At 44.3% G+C, this 17,428-nt stretch carries 12 protein-coding genes; 8 read left to right on the top strand and 4 right to left on the bottom strand.

Translation table 11 applies throughout. The features are described 5' to 3' along the window. The first annotated feature begins 218 nt into the window (after positions 1–218). The 7 genes from VB740_RS22095 to aroF all read left to right on the top strand — a co-directional run bounded on the left by VB740_RS22095 (position 219) and on the right by aroF (position 9,649). The gene (locus VB740_RS22095; protein WP_323202050.1) at positions 219–2,420 is read left to right on the top strand and encodes an anthranilate synthase; all 2,202 of its coding nucleotides are present in this window, start codon (positions 219–221) and stop codon (positions 2,418–2,420) included. Positions 2,421–2,556: 136 nt separating this feature from the next. Next, on the top strand, positions 2,557–3,390 hold the full coding sequence (trpC, locus tag VB740_RS22090; protein WP_323202049.1) for an indole-3-glycerol phosphate synthase TrpC: 834 nt from the start codon (positions 2,557–2,559) through the stop codon (positions 3,388–3,390). Positions 3,391–3,724: 334 nt separating this feature from the next. Then, positions 3,725–4,567, top strand: a complete 843-nt coding sequence (gene trpA, locus VB740_RS22085) for a tryptophan synthase subunit alpha (RefSeq protein ID WP_323202048.1) — start codon at positions 3,725–3,727, stop codon at positions 4,565–4,567. A gap of 115 nt (positions 4,568–4,682) precedes the next feature. Then, on the top strand, positions 4,683–5,912 hold the full coding sequence (locus VB740_RS22080) for a tyrosinase family protein (protein WP_323202047.1): 1,230 nt from the start codon (positions 4,683–4,685) through the stop codon (positions 5,910–5,912). A gap of 169 nt (positions 5,913–6,081) precedes the next feature. After that, entirely contained in the window at positions 6,082–7,311 is a 1,230-nt protein-coding gene (trpB, locus tag VB740_RS22075) for a tryptophan synthase subunit beta (protein ID WP_323202046.1), read from the top strand. A gap of 57 nt (positions 7,312–7,368) precedes the next feature. Beyond that, positions 7,369–8,469: an anthranilate phosphoribosyltransferase gene (trpD, locus tag VB740_RS22070; protein ID WP_323202071.1), complete on the top strand. Its 1,101-nt coding sequence runs from the start codon at positions 7,369–7,371 to the stop codon at positions 8,467–8,469. Positions 8,470–8,548: 79 nt separating this feature from the next. Continuing rightward, positions 8,549–9,649, top strand: coding sequence for a 3-deoxy-7-phosphoheptulonate synthase (aroF, locus tag VB740_RS22065; protein WP_323202045.1), 1,101 nt, complete (start codon positions 8,549–8,551; stop codon positions 9,647–9,649). 231 nt (positions 9,650–9,880) lie between these two features. On the opposite strand, the gene VB740_RS22060 is transcribed toward aroF, so the two are convergent. Beyond that, entirely contained in the window at positions 9,881–10,693 is an 813-nt protein-coding gene (locus tag VB740_RS22060) for an SDR family oxidoreductase (protein ID WP_323202044.1), read from the bottom strand. Between the two features lie 207 nt (positions 10,694–10,900). Between VB740_RS22060 and VB740_RS22055 the strand changes: the two genes are divergently transcribed. Next, positions 10,901–11,863: a threo-3-hydroxy-L-aspartate ammonia-lyase gene (locus VB740_RS22055; RefSeq protein ID WP_323202043.1), complete on the top strand. Its 963-nt coding sequence runs from the start codon at positions 10,901–10,903 to the stop codon at positions 11,861–11,863. A gap of 17 nt (positions 11,864–11,880) precedes the next feature. On the opposite strand, the gene VB740_RS22050 is transcribed toward VB740_RS22055, so the two are convergent. The 3 genes from VB740_RS22050 to VB740_RS22040 all read right to left on the bottom strand — a co-directional run bounded on the left by VB740_RS22050 (position 11,881) and on the right by VB740_RS22040 (position 17,279). Continuing rightward, positions 11,881–15,054, bottom strand: a complete 3,174-nt coding sequence (locus VB740_RS22050) for an efflux RND transporter permease subunit (RefSeq protein WP_323202042.1) — start codon at positions 15,052–15,054, stop codon at positions 11,881–11,883. A 243-nt stretch (positions 15,055–15,297) separates the two neighbouring features. Next, the gene (locus VB740_RS22045; RefSeq protein WP_323202041.1) at positions 15,298–16,647 is read right to left on the bottom strand and encodes an efflux RND transporter periplasmic adaptor subunit; all 1,350 of its coding nucleotides are present in this window, start codon (positions 16,645–16,647) and stop codon (positions 15,298–15,300) included. Between the two features lie 239 nt (positions 16,648–16,886). After that, positions 16,887–17,279: a hypothetical protein gene (locus VB740_RS22040; protein ID WP_323202040.1), complete on the bottom strand. Its 393-nt coding sequence runs from the start codon at positions 17,277–17,279 to the stop codon at positions 16,887–16,889. Between the last annotated feature and the right edge of the window lie 149 nt (positions 17,280–17,428).

Raw genomic sequence — 17,428 nt, 5'->3', positions numbered from 1 at the left:
ACCTAATCGAAAAATTATTCAATGTACTACCTGCTTAATATCTAGTACTCTTAAATAAGAAGTAAAAAGTTTTTTATTACATCTTTTAAAACGAGTACGCAGATTTAGATAGTTGGAATTAAATTGACATAAAATTATCTGAATTTGTTTGTAATTATAAATAGTTATCAATAATGATTAATGGCTGCTGACTAATAAACATTTCAGAGGAATTCCCTATGATTTTTGATTCTCGTTCCTACAAAACCTCTGGCGGTGTAATTGTTTCTCGCTCCATCACTGAAGTTAAGATGGACATTGCCCTAGAAGATATTCTATTTCGCTTAAATTCTCAGCGTGGGGGTTTGCTAAGGAGCAGCTACGAATATCCGGGTAGATACAAGAGATGGGCGATCGGATTTGTCAATCCACCATTGGAATTAACTACACAGGGAAATGCTTTTACGTTGATAGCGTTGAATGAACGCGGTCGGGTACTTTTGCCATTACTATTAGAGTGCTTATCCAACTCAATACAACTTGAAAAACTTACCCTAGATAAGAACAATCTTGTAGGCTTTGTTAAACCTACAAAAAAATTGTTTACTGAAGAAGAACGCAGTAAGCAACCTTCCGCATTTACAGTTGTCCGCGAAATCCTATATACTTTCTATAGTCAAGAAGACGAGCATTTAGGATTGTATGGTGCGTTTGGTTACGACTTGGTTTTGCAGTTTGAACCAATTAACCAGCGTCTAGAACGTCCTGCGGATCAACGAGATTTAGTACTTTATCTACCTGATGACTTGATAGTTGTTGACTACTATCAACAACGCGCATTTCGTCTACAATATGAGTTTGAAACAGCGCATGGCAGCACTAAGAATCTGCCTCGAACAGGTGAGTCTGTAGACTATCGCGGTAAACATCTTCTCCCAACTCAAACTGCTGACCATAAAGTAGGCGAGTATGCGAAAAAAGTTGAGGCTGCACTCGATTACTTCCGCCGAGGCGATTTATTTGAAGTAGTTCCTAGTCAAAACTTTTTTGAAAGCTATGAAGACCAACCCAGCAAACTATTTAACACCTTAAAGGAAATAAATCCTAGCCCTTATGGATTTATTTTTAATCTAGGTGGAGAATATTTGATTGGCGCATCTCCAGAAATGTTTGTGCGGGTTGAAGGTAGGCGGGTTGAAACCTGTCCCATTAGTGGGACTATTAGCCGGGGACAAGATGCTCTTGACGATGCCGTGCAAATTCGGCAGTTACTCAACTCACACAAAGATGAAGCTGAGTTGACCATGTGTACTGATGTCGATCGCAATGACAAATCCCGAATCTGCGAACCTGGTTCGGTACAAGTGATTGGTCGTCGCCAAATAGAATTATACAGCCACCTGATTCATACAGTAGATCATGTTGAGGGGACACTGCGATCGCAATTTGATGCCTTAGATGCCTTTCTTTCGCATACATGGGCAGTTACAGTCACAGGCGCACCCAAAAAAGCCGCAATAGATTTTATTGAACAGCATGAACGTAGCGCCCGACGTTGGTATGGTGGAGCAGTTGGTTATTTAAATTTCAATGGGAATTTAAATACTGGATTAATTCTGCGGACAATCCGGTTAAAAGACTGCATCGCCGAAGTGCGAGTTGGTGCTACCGTCCTTTATGACTCCATACCCCAAGCAGAAGAACAAGAAACAATTACCAAAGCTGCTGCTTTATTTGAGACGATTCGTCGTGTAAAGGAAACGAGTCAGAAAATTGATGAGTCCAGTTCTCTAAAATCAACTAAAATCCTTCCAAGTGGAGCCGATGGCAAACGCATCTTACTAATAGACTATGAAGACTCATTTGTTCATACCCTAGCCAATTACATTCGCCAAACTGGTGCAACTGTCACCACACTGCGTCATGGTTTCTCAGAATCGCTATTCGATACAGAACGCCCTGACTTAGTTGTTTTATCTCCTGGCCCTGGTAGACCAAGTGATTTTCAGGTTCCCCAGACAGTCGGCGCTCTTCTTCATCGCAAAATTCCTATTTTCGGAGTTTGTCTGGGACTGCAAGGCATTGTCGAAGCTTTTGATGGACAATTGGGAGTTCTCAACTATCCCCAACATGGTAAATCCTCAAGGATTTTCGTCACCGATTCTAATTCTGTCACCTTCAAAAACTTACCACAATCTTTTCCAGTCGGTAGATATCACTCATTGTTTGCCCTACCACAACATTTGCCAAAAGAACTTAAGGTGACAGCGATTTCTGATGACGACGTAATTATGGGCATTGAACATCAGACACTTCCCATCGCCGCCGTTCAGTTTCATCCAGAGTCAATCATGACTCTAGCGGGAGAAGTCGGTCTGGAAATCATTAAAAATGTGGTACGTGCATATACAACGAAAGAGTCATTAGTCATTGGTCATTAGTCATTGGGGATTGGGCATGGGGCATGGGGCATTGGCAATTAGTTATTTTTTCTTGCTTCCTCTGCTTCCCCTGCTCCCCCTGCTTCCCCTGCTCCCTCATCTCCCCACTCCCCACTCCCCACTCTTCTAGCATTTTATGACTAACCGAGCTGCCCCTCCCCGCCATATTCTTGAAGAAATTGTGTTGCATAAAAGGCAAGAAGTTGCACAGATGCAGCAAGAATTGCCTTTAGCCTCCTTGCGACAACAGTTAAATACAGCCCCGACTGTACGAAATTTCTTGAATGCTTTGCAAGAAAATCCTAACCAGCCTAGCTTAATTGCCGAGGTAAAAAAGGCATCGCCTAGCCGTGGCATTATCCGCGCAGACTTTGATGCAGTAGCTGTTGCTCAAGCTTATGAGCGAGGTGGTGCAGCTTGTCTATCAGTCTTGACTGACCAAAAGTTTTTTCAGGGCAGTTTTGATAATCTGCGAAGGGTGCGTAAGCAAGTAGCATTACCCTTACTGTGCAAGGAGTTTATCATTGACCGCTATCAAATTTATTTAGCACGAACAGCAGGTGCGGATGCAGTCTTGTTGATTGCTGCCATTTTATCAGATCAAGAACTTCAGGCTTTTTTGCAACTAATTCATGATTTAGGCATGAATGCACTGGTAGAAGTCCATACCTTGGCTGAACTGGATCGAGTGTTAAAGCTTGATGACTTACATTTAGTAGGAATTAACAATCGCAATTTAGAAGATTTTACCCTTGATTTAGGCACAACACAGCAACTTTTAGCACAGCGCCAACAACAGTTACAAAGTTTGGATATTACCGTCGTCAGCGAATCTGGACTGTATACACCTGCTGATTTATCTCTTGTCGCTGAGGCTGGTGCGCGTGCGGTTTTAATCGGAGAGTCTTTAGTTAAACAAAGCGATGTCGAGCAAGCTGTGCGTAGTTTGCTAAGACTTGATTCTCCCTAACCCTCCTTCAAAATTAAAGCAAGCCTTTCTAAGGCGGTTAGGTGAATCTTTGGGAAAATAGGTTTCTTGAGGAATCTGGGTAAAGGGGACATTTAAAGGGCAAAATTCCCTTTTCCCTTGCCCCTTGACCCTTTCTTTATTCCCTAACGGAGCTAAAAGCCTCATTCACGAGTATCAAAGACTCGTTAACGGAGCTAAAAGACTCATTCACGAGTATCAAAGACTCGTTCACGAGTATCAAAGACTCGACGACAACAAATCTAGCGTGGGCATCGCTAATTGCTAAGTGTAAATTATTCCAAAACTATTAACCAATCATTAACTATTTTTCAGAATGACTTGTATCTCCGATTCCTTTCAAACTTTACGTGATCGCCAACGGTGTGCTTTAATCCCCTTTATCACAGCAGGCGATCCTAACTTAGAAACCACTGCCGAAGCTTTACGTATCTTAGATCGCAATGGTGCAGACTTCATCGAGTTGGGCATTCCCTACTCCGACCCTCTAGCAGATGGACCTGTGATTCAAGCAGCAGCAACCCGCGCTTTGCAAAATGGCACAAAATTAGAGCAAGTGCTAGAGATGTTGCACGTAGTGATTCCTAGCCTAAAAGCGCCAATAATTCTATTTACTTATTACAATCCCATTTTGCACCGAGGTATTAAGCCATTTTTAGGAAAAATTGCCGCTGCTGGCGTGCGAGGCTTGGTAGTGCCAGACTTACCCTTAGAAGAAGCAGAAGAATTAATCCAAACTGCTGCATCTTTCGGAATTGAGGTAATTTTGCTCGTAGCTCCTACCAGTTCTCAAGATAGAATTGAAGCGATCGCTCGTCAATCTCAAGGTTTTATCTACCTGGTAAGTGTCACAGGTGTTACAGGTGTCCGCGCTCAAATCCAAGAACGCGTAAAAGATTTAATTACCGATTTGCGGAACGTCACCGATAAACCTATCGGCGTTGGTTTTGGTATTTCAGGGCCAGAACAAGCACATCAAGTAAAAGAATGGGGCGCAGATGCGGTGATTGTTGGCAGTGCCTTCGTTAAAAGATTAGCTGAAGGTAGCCCAACTGAAGGACTGCAAGCTGTGGAACAACTCTGTCGAGAACTTAAAACAGCCATTACAGAAAGTCTGCGTGAAAGTCCATCTCTTCAAGGAGTGGGGAGTAGGGAGTAGGGAATAGGGAATAGGGAATAGGGCATTGGACAATAATTAATATTTCTTCTTCCCCTGCTTCCCCTGCTTCCCCTGCCTCCCCTGCCCCCTCTGCCCCTCTGCTTCCATTAAGATAATGAAATCCCTGCTGAAATCTGTCAAAATATTAATTTATAGCGTACTTCTAGTTAGCACCTGTGCGCTTACAGTCTTCGCAAATGATCGTCTTGACAAGGGACAATACAAATACGATTGGAATCACAATGTTGTAGGACAATACGCTCACCTAGCTGTAAGAAAGAACGTAACTGACCTAACATCAGCAGAGAAAACAGCCTTTGTCAAGGCTATCAAAACCTTAAAAACTGTAATACCCGCAGGTAGCAAGCTCAGTATTTACGACCAATTCGTTGCTGTACATATAGGAGCAACACGCCTAATTCATAATTATAAAGGGCATTCCAATGGTTCCGTTCAAGAACTTGCTCATGAAAATGCCGCATTTTTCCCTTGGCATCGAGAATATATCCGCAGATTTGAACAAGCTCTGCAAGCAGTAGACCCAACTGTTACTCTGCCATACTGGGATTGGACTGACCCCAAAGCACTTGATGTAATTTTTAACGATGACTTTCTTGGTTCTAACGGTCAAGGAGTAACCATCAAAATTCCAAATCAAGGAAACTTTACAGGCGGCGCTGTACCTGGGGCTTTTTCTGCTGCAAATGGCTGGGTTATGAATCCAGCATTAAACATTGACCAAGATACCGGAACATCATTAGGTACATCACTTGTTCGCTTTCTACGACTACCTCCTGCCAGTGATTACCCTGTGCCCAAAAAAGATGTTGAGCGTGCCCTGAGTCTTAATAACTATTCTCTATTTCGCCCCGCTTTGGAAGGATTTATCTCTGTAGATGAGCAGGGCAAAGTCACCCCAGGAGGATTCCTACATAACTATATTCATGGTTTTGTCGGTGGGGTACAGATAGACGCAAGCACAAGACCTGTAAAGTTTAAGGGTCTAGGTACCATGAGCAATATACCAAGTTCGCCATACGACCCAGTATTCTGGTTGAATCATGCAAACGCAGACCGCCTCTGGGCTGAATGGCAAGAGAACGGTCATCAAGGTAGCGATTTTTATCCTGCTAATGGTCAGGCTTACGGACACAATCTTAAAGACCTAATGTGGCCTTGGGATGGGGGTATGTCTACCCCCAAAGCTACGCCGTTAGGAGATTTACTATCCCTATTACCAAATTTTGACTCTAAAGATTTGGTGCGCCCCATAGACGTTTTGAATCACAGAAAACTGGGCTATAGCTACGAAACCCGCGAAAGAAAAACGCAAAGAAGATTTTAGTGTCATGAGTTCTCAAAAGTTATACCAATTGGAAAAAAGAATGCGACAAATAGACCATTTGTAGAGACGCGATTCATCGCGTCTTTACCCAAGGATATGTTGCAATCATTAATTGAATTGGTATTAGAACGAAAGCAAAAAATACTCGAACATAAAAGGATTTTAACCAGTGGTAAGCATACAAGAAATTAAGACTGCAACTGTTCAACCAGATTCTTTGGGCAGGTTTGGAAAATTCGGCGGTAAATACGTCCCAGAAACCTTAATGCCTGCATTAAGTGAGTTAGAAGCGGCGTTTCAACAATATCGCAACGAGCCGAGTTTTCAAGCAGAACTACAAAACTTACTGCGCGATTATGTGGGACGACCCAGCCCATTATATTTTGCTGAACGCCTGACAACAAACTACGCTAGACCAGATGGTACAGGGCCGCAAATTTATTTAAAGCGCGAAGATTTAAATCATACAGGCGCTCACAAAATTAATAATGCTTTGGCTCAGGTGTTGCTAGCTAAACGCATGGGCAAGCAACGGATTATTGCAGAGACAGGTGCAGGGCAACACGGCGTAGCGACTGCAACTGTATGTGCTAGGTTTGGTTTGAAATGTGTGATTTACATGGGCGTTCACGATATGGAACGCCAAGCCTTGAACGTGTTCCGCATGAAGTTAATGGGAGCAGAAGTTAGTCCAGTGGAGGCAGGTACGGGAACTCTCAAGGATGCAACTTCCGAAGCAATTCGGGATTGGGTGACAAACGTGGAAACAACCCATTACATCCTGGGTTCTGTTGCAGGGCCTCATCCCTACCCAATGATTGTCCGTGACTTCCACGCGGTAATTGGTGTAGAAACTCGCGCTCAATCCCAGGAGAAATGGGGAGGATTACCAGATATTCTACTGGCTTGCGTGGGTGGAGGTTCCAATGCGATCGGCTTATTCAATGAATTTGTCCATGAATCTTCGGTGCGACTAATCGGAGTGGAAGCGGCGGGTGAAGGTGTAAATACAGAAAAACACGCTGCTACCTTGACAAAAGGAAGAATAGGTGTACTACACGGTGCAATGAGCTATTTACTTCAAGATGATGATGGTCAAGTCATCGAAGCCCATTCAATTAGTGCCGGATTAGACTATCCCGGCGTTGGCCCTGAGCATAGTTATTTAAAGGATCTTGGTCGCGCCGAATATTACAGTGTTACCGATAAACAAGCATTAGATGCATTTCAAAGGCTGTCGCAACTAGAAGGAATTATCCCAGCCTTAGAAACTGCTCATGCGATCGCATATCTTGAAACCCTTTGTCCTCAGTTAAAAGGCAACCCCCGCATCGTCATCAATTGCTCTGGCAGAGGTGACAAGGATGTGCAAACCGTCGCCAAAGTTCTAATTCCTTAATTTTCTCTTCTTGTCATTTGTCCTTTGTCATTTGTCCTTCGTGAATGACCAATGAATATGATCGCTGTAACTAAAACCCCACTTGACAACATCCCCGTCACTTCTGAGTTATACAACTGGCCAGGTTTATTGCAACAGTTGTTTGCTCGGCAATCGTTGACGGTTTCCCAAGCTGCGGATCTGATGCAAGGTTGGCTCACAGATGCCATTCCCGATGTCCTCTCAGGAGCGATTTTAGCCGCAATTCAAGCTAAAGGCGTATCCGCCCAAGAATTAGTAGGCATGGCCAGTGTCTTACAATCCCAATCCCCACCCCTTGTACAGACGCGATTAATCGCGTCTCCCCTAATTGACACCTGTGGAACTGGTGGAGATGGCGCTTCCACCTTTAATATTTCTACTGCTGTTGCTTTTGTTGCCGCCGCCGCCGGGGTAAAAGTTGCCAAACATGGCAATCGTTCGGCATCCAGCAAGACTGGTTCAGCTGATGTGTTGGAAGCTTTGGGTATAAATCTCAACGCCACTCCAGAAAAAGTACAAGCCGCAGTGGGTGAAGTTGGAATCACCTTTTTGTTTGCTCCAGGCTGGCATCCTGCACTTAAGGCGATCGCTACTTTGCGAAAAACTTTGAAAGTGCGGACTGTTTTTAACTTGCTCGGCCCGCTAGTAAATCCCATGCGGCCAACAGGGCAAATTATTGGTGTCAACGATCCGCTTTTACTAGAGGAGATTGTGCAAGCTTTATCCCAACTGGGATGTCAGCAAGCGATCGCACTCCACGGACGCGAACGTTTAGATGAAGCTGGTTTGGCAGATGTGACTGACTTAGCTGTACTCCAAGATAAAAAAGTGCGTTCTCTAACGCTTAATCCTCAAGAACTTGGTTTGAGTTTTGCACCGACTGCGGCGTTATGCGGTGGAGATGTCCAAGAAAATGCGGAAATCTTAAAGGCAGTTTTGCAAGGTAAAGGTACGCAAGCGCAGCAGGATGTAGTCGCTTTAAATACAGCCCTCGCACTGCAAGTTGGTGAAGCCATTCACGGGGAAACTGATGTTTTAGCAGGTTGTGTCAAGGGTATTGTTCTTGCTAAGGAAATTCTGCAAAGCGGCGCGGCTTGGACAAAACTAGAACAACTTGCTGAATTTTTGCACGAATGACCAAGGTAAGGGCACAGAATTGCTGTGCCCCTACGAACGAACTGTATTACACCCAAAAACTATACGGAAGGAAAACTAGATGATTATCATACTTAAAACAGGTACGCCTGTTGAAGAAATTACTCGCATCAGCCAAGAACTGAGTGAGACTTGGGGAGTCACGGTAGAAAAAAGCGTTGGCACTCATAAAGTTGTGCTGGGGCTAATTGGTGATACCGTTAGCATCGATAAATTACAGGTTCAAGAATTCAGCCCTTGGATTGAGCAAGTATTACGGGTGCAACAACCTTTCAAACGCGTCAGTCGAGAATTCCGACATGGAGAAGCCAGCGAGGTTGTTGTACCTACACCTAACGGTGATGTCTATTTCGGCGAACGTCATCCCATCGTAGTGGTAGCCGGGCCTTGCTCTGTTGAAAATGAAGCGATGATTGTCGAAACAGCAAAACGGGTGAAGGCAGCAGGAGCAAAGTTTCTGCGTGGTGGAGCCTACAAACCCCGCACTTCACCCTATGCATTTCAAGGTTATGGTGAAAGCGCTTTAGATTTATTAGCAGCAGCGCGGGAAGCTACTGGTTTAGGTATCGTCACAGAACTTATGGATGCTGCCGATTTATCAGCAGTGGCGAGAGTAGCTGACATAATCCAAATCGGAGCGCGAAATATGCACAACTTCTCGTTGCTCAAAAAGGTAGGCGCTCAAGATAAACCCGTCTTACTCAAGCGGGGGATGTCTGCCACAATTGACGAGTGGCTGATGGCAGCAGAATATATTTTGGCATCTGGAAATCCCAATGTGATTCTTTGTGAACGGGGAATCAGAACCTTTGATGGCAAATATGCTCGGAATACTTTAGATTTATCGGTGCTTCCGGTGTTGCGATCGCTTACCCATTTACCGATTATGATCGATCCTAGTCATGGTACAGGTAAGTCTGAATATGTGCCATCAATGGCAATGGCTGCGATCGCAGCTGGTACAGATGCCTTAATGATTGAAGTTCACCCCAACCCAGCTAAGGCTTTATCCGATGGGCCTCAATCTCTCACTCCTGATAAATTTGACCGCTTAGTTCAAGAAATGTCAATTCTAGGTAAAGTAGTCGATCGCTGGTCTACACCTGCATTTGATAAGATTGGTGAAAACCGCATTCTCTTAACGCCAGAACTATCAAAGTAGATAGAGCGAAATCTTAGACGATTTTTTGCAAATGGTTAAACCTGATCAACAAATTCTTTAATCTAAAAAATCTGTTGATCAGGTCTTTTTCAAAAAAGTATAGGATATCGAGCAATACGCTTGGGTTAAACCCAGATTTCTCCCCCTGCTTCCCCTGCTTCCCCTGCTTCCCCTGCTCCCCCTGCCTGCCCCAACAGATAATGTTTTTTAACTGAGAGCGGGGCTATTGGGCTACCTATTCTTTTTGAGTTCGTGCATACTTCTCACAACCTTTGTTACTAAATTTCTGGGTGTAAATCTGACGCTTTCAGTTAATAGCTTATTTCTCATCCCAGGAACAACAACAGTTTTGTTATTCATTAAGCCGCGATAACCAATATTCGCAACGGTTGCCGTATCCATCATTCTGCTAACGTTAGCAATCTTTGAATCTTCCATTGCTGCTGTTTGTTGAAATTCTGATGCTGTTGGCCCTGGACAAAGAACAGTCACGCTAACACCTGTGCCCTCTAATTCATTAGCGATCGCTTCTGAAAATGATAAGACATAAGCTTTAGTAGCAAAATAAACTGCCATTAGAGGCCCTGGTTGAAAAGCAGCCGCTGAAGCGACATTTAATATTTTTCCATAGTCTTGCTCGACCATATCCTTGAGAAATAACTTTGTTAAGTGAGTCAGGCTGACCATATTTACCTGGAGCATTTGCAGTTCAATGCTGAGGTCTGTTTCGCTAAATGCTCCATAAGTACCAAAGCCAGCATTGTTAACCAGCACATCAATCTTAATGGATGCTTGCTGTAGTTCTGTGAAAATTTCTTCTGGTGATGTTGGGATAGATAAATCCTTGGCTAGAATTTTCACAGAAATGCCAAACTTCTGCGGGAATTCATCTATAATTTCAGTAAGTTTTTCTTCATTCTTATCTACTAACACCAGATTATAACTATGACGAGCAAAAATCTGGGTTAATTGATAACCTATCCCACTAGCCGCTCCTGTAATTAGAGCAGTTTTTTTTTGCCGACTTTCAGATGTTTTATTCATGCTAGAAAAATGGCGAACGTGAGTTAATTAATTTAAGTTTTATAAATTTAGCTACAGCAATATATAATTTTGCTGTAGCTATTTTTATACAGACAATAAATGATGCTATCCACCTGAAACGAGTATGCTTGAATCCAGGATATTAGACGCAAATATAAAAATCTGTATCTATATAAACAAGAGCAAGAATATTTAATCTCGTCATCAATGCCACAGCACAATTTGGTTACTATAACTGACGTACAGGCAGCACAAGAGCGAATTTTGGGAATTGCCCACCGCACGCCTGTACTGACTTCTAGAATCGTTAACGATCGCACCAATAGCCAAGTATTCTTTAAGTGCGAAAACTTTCAACGCACCGGTGCATTTAAATTTAGAGGTGCGTACAATGCCCTAGCCCAACTATCGGTAGCACAAAAACAAACAGGCGTTCTCACCTATTCATCGGGAAATCATGCCCAAGCGATCGCTTTAGCTGGACAATTACTAAACATTCCCACTACTATTGTCATGCCTGATGATGCACCTGCTGTTAAACAAACTGCTACTCGTGGCTATGGTGCAGAGATAATTTTATACAATCGCCAAAAAACAAACCGAGAAGAATTAGCCCAAAAATTAGCAAGCGATCGCAATCTCACTTTGATTCCCCCTTACGATCATCCTCATGTAGTCGCCGGACAGGGAACAACTGCTTTAGAACTGATCCAGGAAGTTGGTGAGTTGGATTTATTATTAGTTTGTTGTGGCGGTGGCGGCTTACTTTCAGGATGTGCGATCGTAGTCAAAGCACTTTTACCCAATTGTAAAGTAATCGGCGTAGAACCAGCCCTTGCCGACGATGCTACCCGCTCTTTTCACACCAAAACCCTGCAAACTGTCAAAAATCCTAATACCATCGCCGATGGTGCGCGGACTCCTAGCCTTGGTAAAATTACTTTCCCCTTAGTGCTGCATTACGTCGATGATATGGTGACGGTATCTGAAGAAGCGATTCTTCGCACCATGTTTTTCTTGTGGGAACGCCTGAAAATTGTCGTGGAACCTACCGGAGTACTTGCAGCAGCAGCCTTACTCGAAGGTGTGGTGACAGCACCAGAGGCGAGAGTTGGTGTGATTATTAGCGGTGGAAATGTAGATTTGGCGCAAGTTGGTAAATTGTTTTAAGACTTGTCGAACTCACGTTAATTAGTAGCTAGTTTGTCCGGCTTTTTTGCAGTTGACGATCGCGGCGATTTACGTCCAGAGATATCATACAGTAAACCCATCAGTGCGGGTACAACGGTGGGAGTCAAAATCGTAGAAAAAGCCAGACCACCTGTTAAGACAATGCCTAACCCCTGATATAACTCTGAACCTTGTCCTGGTAGAACTGCTAGCGGTAACATCCCCAACACACTAGTGCCAGCAGACATGAAAATCGCCCGTAAGCGATCGCTTGTCGCATTGTATAAGGATGCATCAAAATCCTCACCTGCTTGCTGGAGTTGCAAGGCGCGATCGACTAGTAGAATGGCGTTGTTCACAACCACACCTGTAAGGATCACAAATCCCAAGGCTGTAATCATATCCAATGCCACATTCATTCCCGGAATCATGTTGGCGATTACTAGGCTCAAGAGTGCGCCACTCATACCCATCGGCACTGTTGCCATAATTACTACTGGGTACAGGAACGAGCGATATAACGCCACTAGTAACAAGTAAGTAATCAAAATCGAAAATGCAAATGCAGCAGCTAATTGACCAACAGTTGTTGCTAACTGATCTGCTGAACCTGCCAGTTCTAGCCGGTAGCCTGTTGGTAAACTCGCACGCAGAGGAGCCAGAATTTCTTCTTCGGCACGTTCTACCAGGGTAGCAAGAGGAGCATCGGGTGCAAGGGAAACAGTGAGGCTAATTGAGCGCTCTAAATTAACGTGGTTAATGGCATCGGCTCCCGTTGTTTCCACGACTTCGGCAACATCCCCCAGTTGCACTTGTCGTCCTTGTGCATATAGAGACAATTGGCGCAGTTGTTCTGGTGTTTCCACAGCAGTATTTTGCAATTCCACTGAGACATCTAATTCATTTTTGCCATCAATGTAATTGGAGGCAACTTTACCACCCAATGCTGCTTCTACCATCGAACCAATTTCTGCTTCCGAAAGTCCGACTTCGGCGATGCGTTCGCGGTTGGGAATCACTTGTAATTCACCTGCACCCAATACAAAGTTTGAGCGCACATTCTGAACCCCTGGAAGCGATCGCAATTTGCCGGTAATTTGCTTTTCTAAGTCACCAATTTGGTTTAAATCAGCGCCAACAATATCGACTTCAAATTCTTTACCCGGATCGCGGAAGATAGAAATCCGCGTTGGGATTACAAAGCGGTATCCAGCAAAGTTACTACTTTGGGCGCGTAACCGATCCACCATTTCGGCGAGTCCGGTAGTGGTGGCAAATTCTGGTTTTAAGATAGTTGCAATCCCGCGCAGCGCCCCTGGACGATCAACGTACAGGATGCGATCAACTTCTGGTTGCGATCGCAGAAATTTTTGTACAGGTTCAGATTGCCGAATCGCTTCCGGTATACTGGTTCCCGGTAAAGGTTCCGCCCGTAATACAACTAAGTTACGATTTCCTTCGGGTAGATAATCGGCAGGTGGTAAAAGAAAAATACTAGTCACGAGTAAAACAATCGGAATCGACAGCACAATTAACCTGCGCCCAATCCGTTTACGTCCCAGTGACCAACTAACAGTAGCGACGAGAAAGTTTTCCAGTTTGGTTTGGAAATGACGGAAAACCGCAGAAGTTTTGGCTACCATCCGTTCAAACCAATTACCGCCCCGATATTCACCACCCTGCATCATTTGCATGGCTTCCGATTGCTTGAGGAACAATCCCGATAGCATGGGTACTAAAGTTAATGCCGCAAACAGCGAGAATACAGAAGAGGCAGAAAGTGCGATCGCCATATCGGTGTAAAGTTGCCCTGCTTCACCCGTTACCATTAACAGTGGTACAAATACCACTACGTTGGTTAAGGTGGAACCAAGCATTGCGCCCCAAACTTCCTGAGTCCCTTCAATGGCTGCCCGCATCGCACTTTTACCTTGCTGCATCTGGGTGAAGACATTCTCAATTACAACGATCGCATTATCTACGACCATACCCACTGCAAACGCTAATCCCGCCAAACTGATGATATTTAATGTGCGTCCAAATGCAGACATGACAATAAATACCATAATCAGTGTAGTGGGAATTGTAATTGCCACCACTGCAACGGTACGCATGGAGCCAAGGAACAGAACTAAGACGATAGTTGCTAACAGTGCCCCACTAACTAAGTTGCCTTGGACAAATGCTATGGATTGATTGATGTACTGGCTTTCATCGTAGTTGTAGACAAATTGAATACCTTGATTTTGCCGATCAAATTCAGTTTGCAGTGCGGTAATCTCTCTCCGAATGCCTTTAGCCACCTCTGGCACATTCGCCCCAATTTGCCGAATTACACCAATTGCTGTCCCAGGTTTGCCGTTGAACACCAACGCACCATCTTGGGGTTTGCGTCCCATCTGGACTTTTGCCACATCGCGCAAGTAAACAGTGCCCGATTGGTCGCGTCGCAACACAAAACCTTCAATTTGCGATAAATCTTGCGATCGGCTGATGGTGCGGACTCGATATTCTCGTCGTCCGAGAATTAATGGCCCACCCCGAATATCGCGGTTGTTTTCTTGAAGGACTCGCACTACATCACCAATTGCGAGATTGCGATCGCTTAATGCTTTCGGATCAACCTTCACTTCAACTTCTCGTTCTTGTCCACCCACTAACAAAAATTGTCCAGTTCCCTCGACTCGCCGCAAACGGGGAATTACCACTTCTTCTGCTAAGTCTCGATAACGGTCTGCATCCGGTTTAAATCCGTCTTTGGTATCAAACGGAATCCACATCATCGGCGAACTGTTACCACCCACCAGTTCCACACTCGATTCCTGTGCTTCTGGCGGCAAGCTTCCCACCTGCTGCAAGCGGTTGAGGACATCTACCATCCGTTCTCTAGCGTTGGCATCTTGAGCAAATTCCAAAGTGATGCTGCTGCGTCCAGCACGAGAAGTACTGGTAATTTCTTGGACACCTAGCACCTCTTCCATTTGTTCTTCAATGGGGCGGGTAATTAGGTCTTCTACTTCTGTTGGCCCTGCACCGGGATATGTAGTTGTGATCGTAATTTCCGGGCGATCGCCTCCTGGTTGCAACTCTAGGGGTAAGTTTAGTAGAGAGAATACCCCGAACATTGCCAGCAAGCAAAACAAAACAAAAGTTCCATGTCGCCAACGAACGGCGGTTTCAATAAAGTTCATATTAATTGGTAATTCAGAAAGTCATATTTAAACTGGGTTTCCAGTATTTTGAAGGAAAGGTTAAAGGAGAAAGAGACGATTCTTCCTCTTTAACCAACTTCTGCAAGAAGTCTATGGAAGTGTGGTACAACCTATGTTTTAACCAACTTTGGGGGTTTAAATACCCGCCACAAAACGTAATTGCGAATTGCGTTAGCGCAGCGTTAGCGAGTCTTCGAGCGTCATTGCGAATTGCGAATTGTTTTAAGTTGGATCAACTATCTTTACAGGCGCACCATCTTGCAATCCATCACCACCACGCAGCACAATGCGTTGACCTGTGCGTAAAGTGGGATGATAAATTGCGACATTTTTACCCATGTCAGAAACCATCTCGACTGGAATTTGTTTAGCTTTGCCGTCAGCAACTGCAAAAACTAGCCACTCGTTTTGTCTTCTGGTTAATGCATCTCGTGATACCACAAAGCTGGAGCGATTCGAGGGCATATTTAAGTTACCTGCGATCGCCATTCCTGGTATTAATCCTGACGGGGGTTTGTTAATTTGGACACGCACCATCTGGCGACGAGAGGCTGTATCGGCAGAAGGGACTACAGCAGTGATGGTGGCGCGTTGTTTCCATTGCGGTAGAGCGCGAGTTGTGAGATCGATTGTCATCCCTGGGGTAACTTTACCACTGAGTTCTTCTGGTAACTCTAGGAAAATGTCGAAGCGATCGCTTGCTACTAAGGTGACAATTTGACCAGAATTTTGGACTAAATCACCATTACTGATATGGCGAGTCTGCACTATACCCGATTCCGATGCCAGAATCCGCGTGCGCTGCTGTGCTAATTCTGCTTGAGCTAAGGTGGCTTTAGCTGCTTCTACATTTGCTCGTTGAGCGGCGATTTCTTCTTGAATCGGCCCAGCTTTCGCTTCAGCAAGTTCTGCCTCGGCTTCTAATCGTTCTCCTTGGATGTTATTCAATTGTGCTTGGGCTTCCACTAACAATCTTTGAGATAAAGCACCCTCTTTCACAAGATCGCTAGTCCGTTTCAGGTTATCCTGTGCTTCCAGTTCTCGCGCCTTCGCAGATGTGACAGCCGCTTGCCGTTGAGCAATAATTTCAGGACGAGTACCAACTTCCAAACGTGCCAGATTGCTCCGTTGTTGTGCCAGTTGCGCTCGTGCTTGGGTAATTGCCAATTGCTGATCGGTATCATCCAGTAAAGCGATCGCCATTCCTACTTTCACGCGATCGCCTGGTTGAACTGAAATTTGCTTGACAATTCCACTAGTTTGAGCGCGGATTGTTGACTGCTGAGTTGCTTCTACTTGTCCCAACAACTGGACACTTCTTGTAGCACTACCAGTTGCCAAGGCGATCGTTTCAATTGGCTTTGCAGGTGGCCCTTGTTGCTGTGCGACAGACGAGCGTGGTGCGCCGCCAGGAGCAAGCATTCGCCACAGGATAATTCCACCAGTTGCCAAAAATAGAATCAGCAATCTCCAGAACCAAGGTTTACCTGAACGAGTAGGTGCTAACTCAGAAGGCACAGAACTATCTGATTGGGTTTCAACCTTTGAAACTTCAGTTTCAGAAGTATCCATAGCGATTAACGGTGGGCTACTGAGGGTTAAGTACTAACTATTAACCGTTGAAAGTGAACAATGAATAGTCCAATGTTCGCTATCAACAGTCAATTATTTAGATAAAAGTAAATTTACGTTACCTTTTCTGTAGTTTATTGGATAAATATGACAAAGAAATGTCAAGGATAGTCATTGGTCATTAGACCTCTTGCATAAATCAAAAACGCGATAAATTATCATAAAGACGCGATAAATCGCTACAATAATGCATTGGATTCAACTATTAATTCTTTAACGCGATCGCGGGGTAAACCTAACTCTTGACTAAGAGCAGCTTCAAGTTTGCTTATATCTGTGATTGGAAATTCAAATACTATCCTTGTGAGAACTGAGTTGTTGGTTTTAACGTTCACCCGTGAAATTCCTTTTTTGGGGAGAACTTCCACTTTAATCGCTACTATCCTTTTCATAATCTGTCGTGCCGATTGAGTATCCGCTAGCAGATATTTTTTGGTGAGATTGGAGCGACTTAAAATCCGATCTCCGACAAAGCTGCTCCCCAGCCAAAAAACTAACCCAATCAACGGCAAGGACAACCAAAACACAAAGCCTAACGATCGCAACGCTTGAAAAAATTGAAGTTGCTGCATGGAAGGTATCAGGTTGAGTGTTTCCCGTCACTTTTGCGTCATCCTTTTACCTTAATCTAAAATTAGCAAGGAAAAATTACGGCAACCTGAGCAAATCTGACTTTTCACGTTATGTGGAAAAGTCCACCAAAAACCTAACCCCCTAACCC

Origin of the sequence: Nostoc sp. UHCC 0251 (genome assembly GCF_034932245.1) — a bacterium.
Taxonomy (GTDB): domain Bacteria; phylum Cyanobacteriota; class Cyanobacteriia; order Cyanobacteriales; family Nostocaceae; genus Nostoc.
Note: the sequence above shows the minus strand (reverse complement) of the source record. Positions and strands in the feature narration are given on the sequence as shown.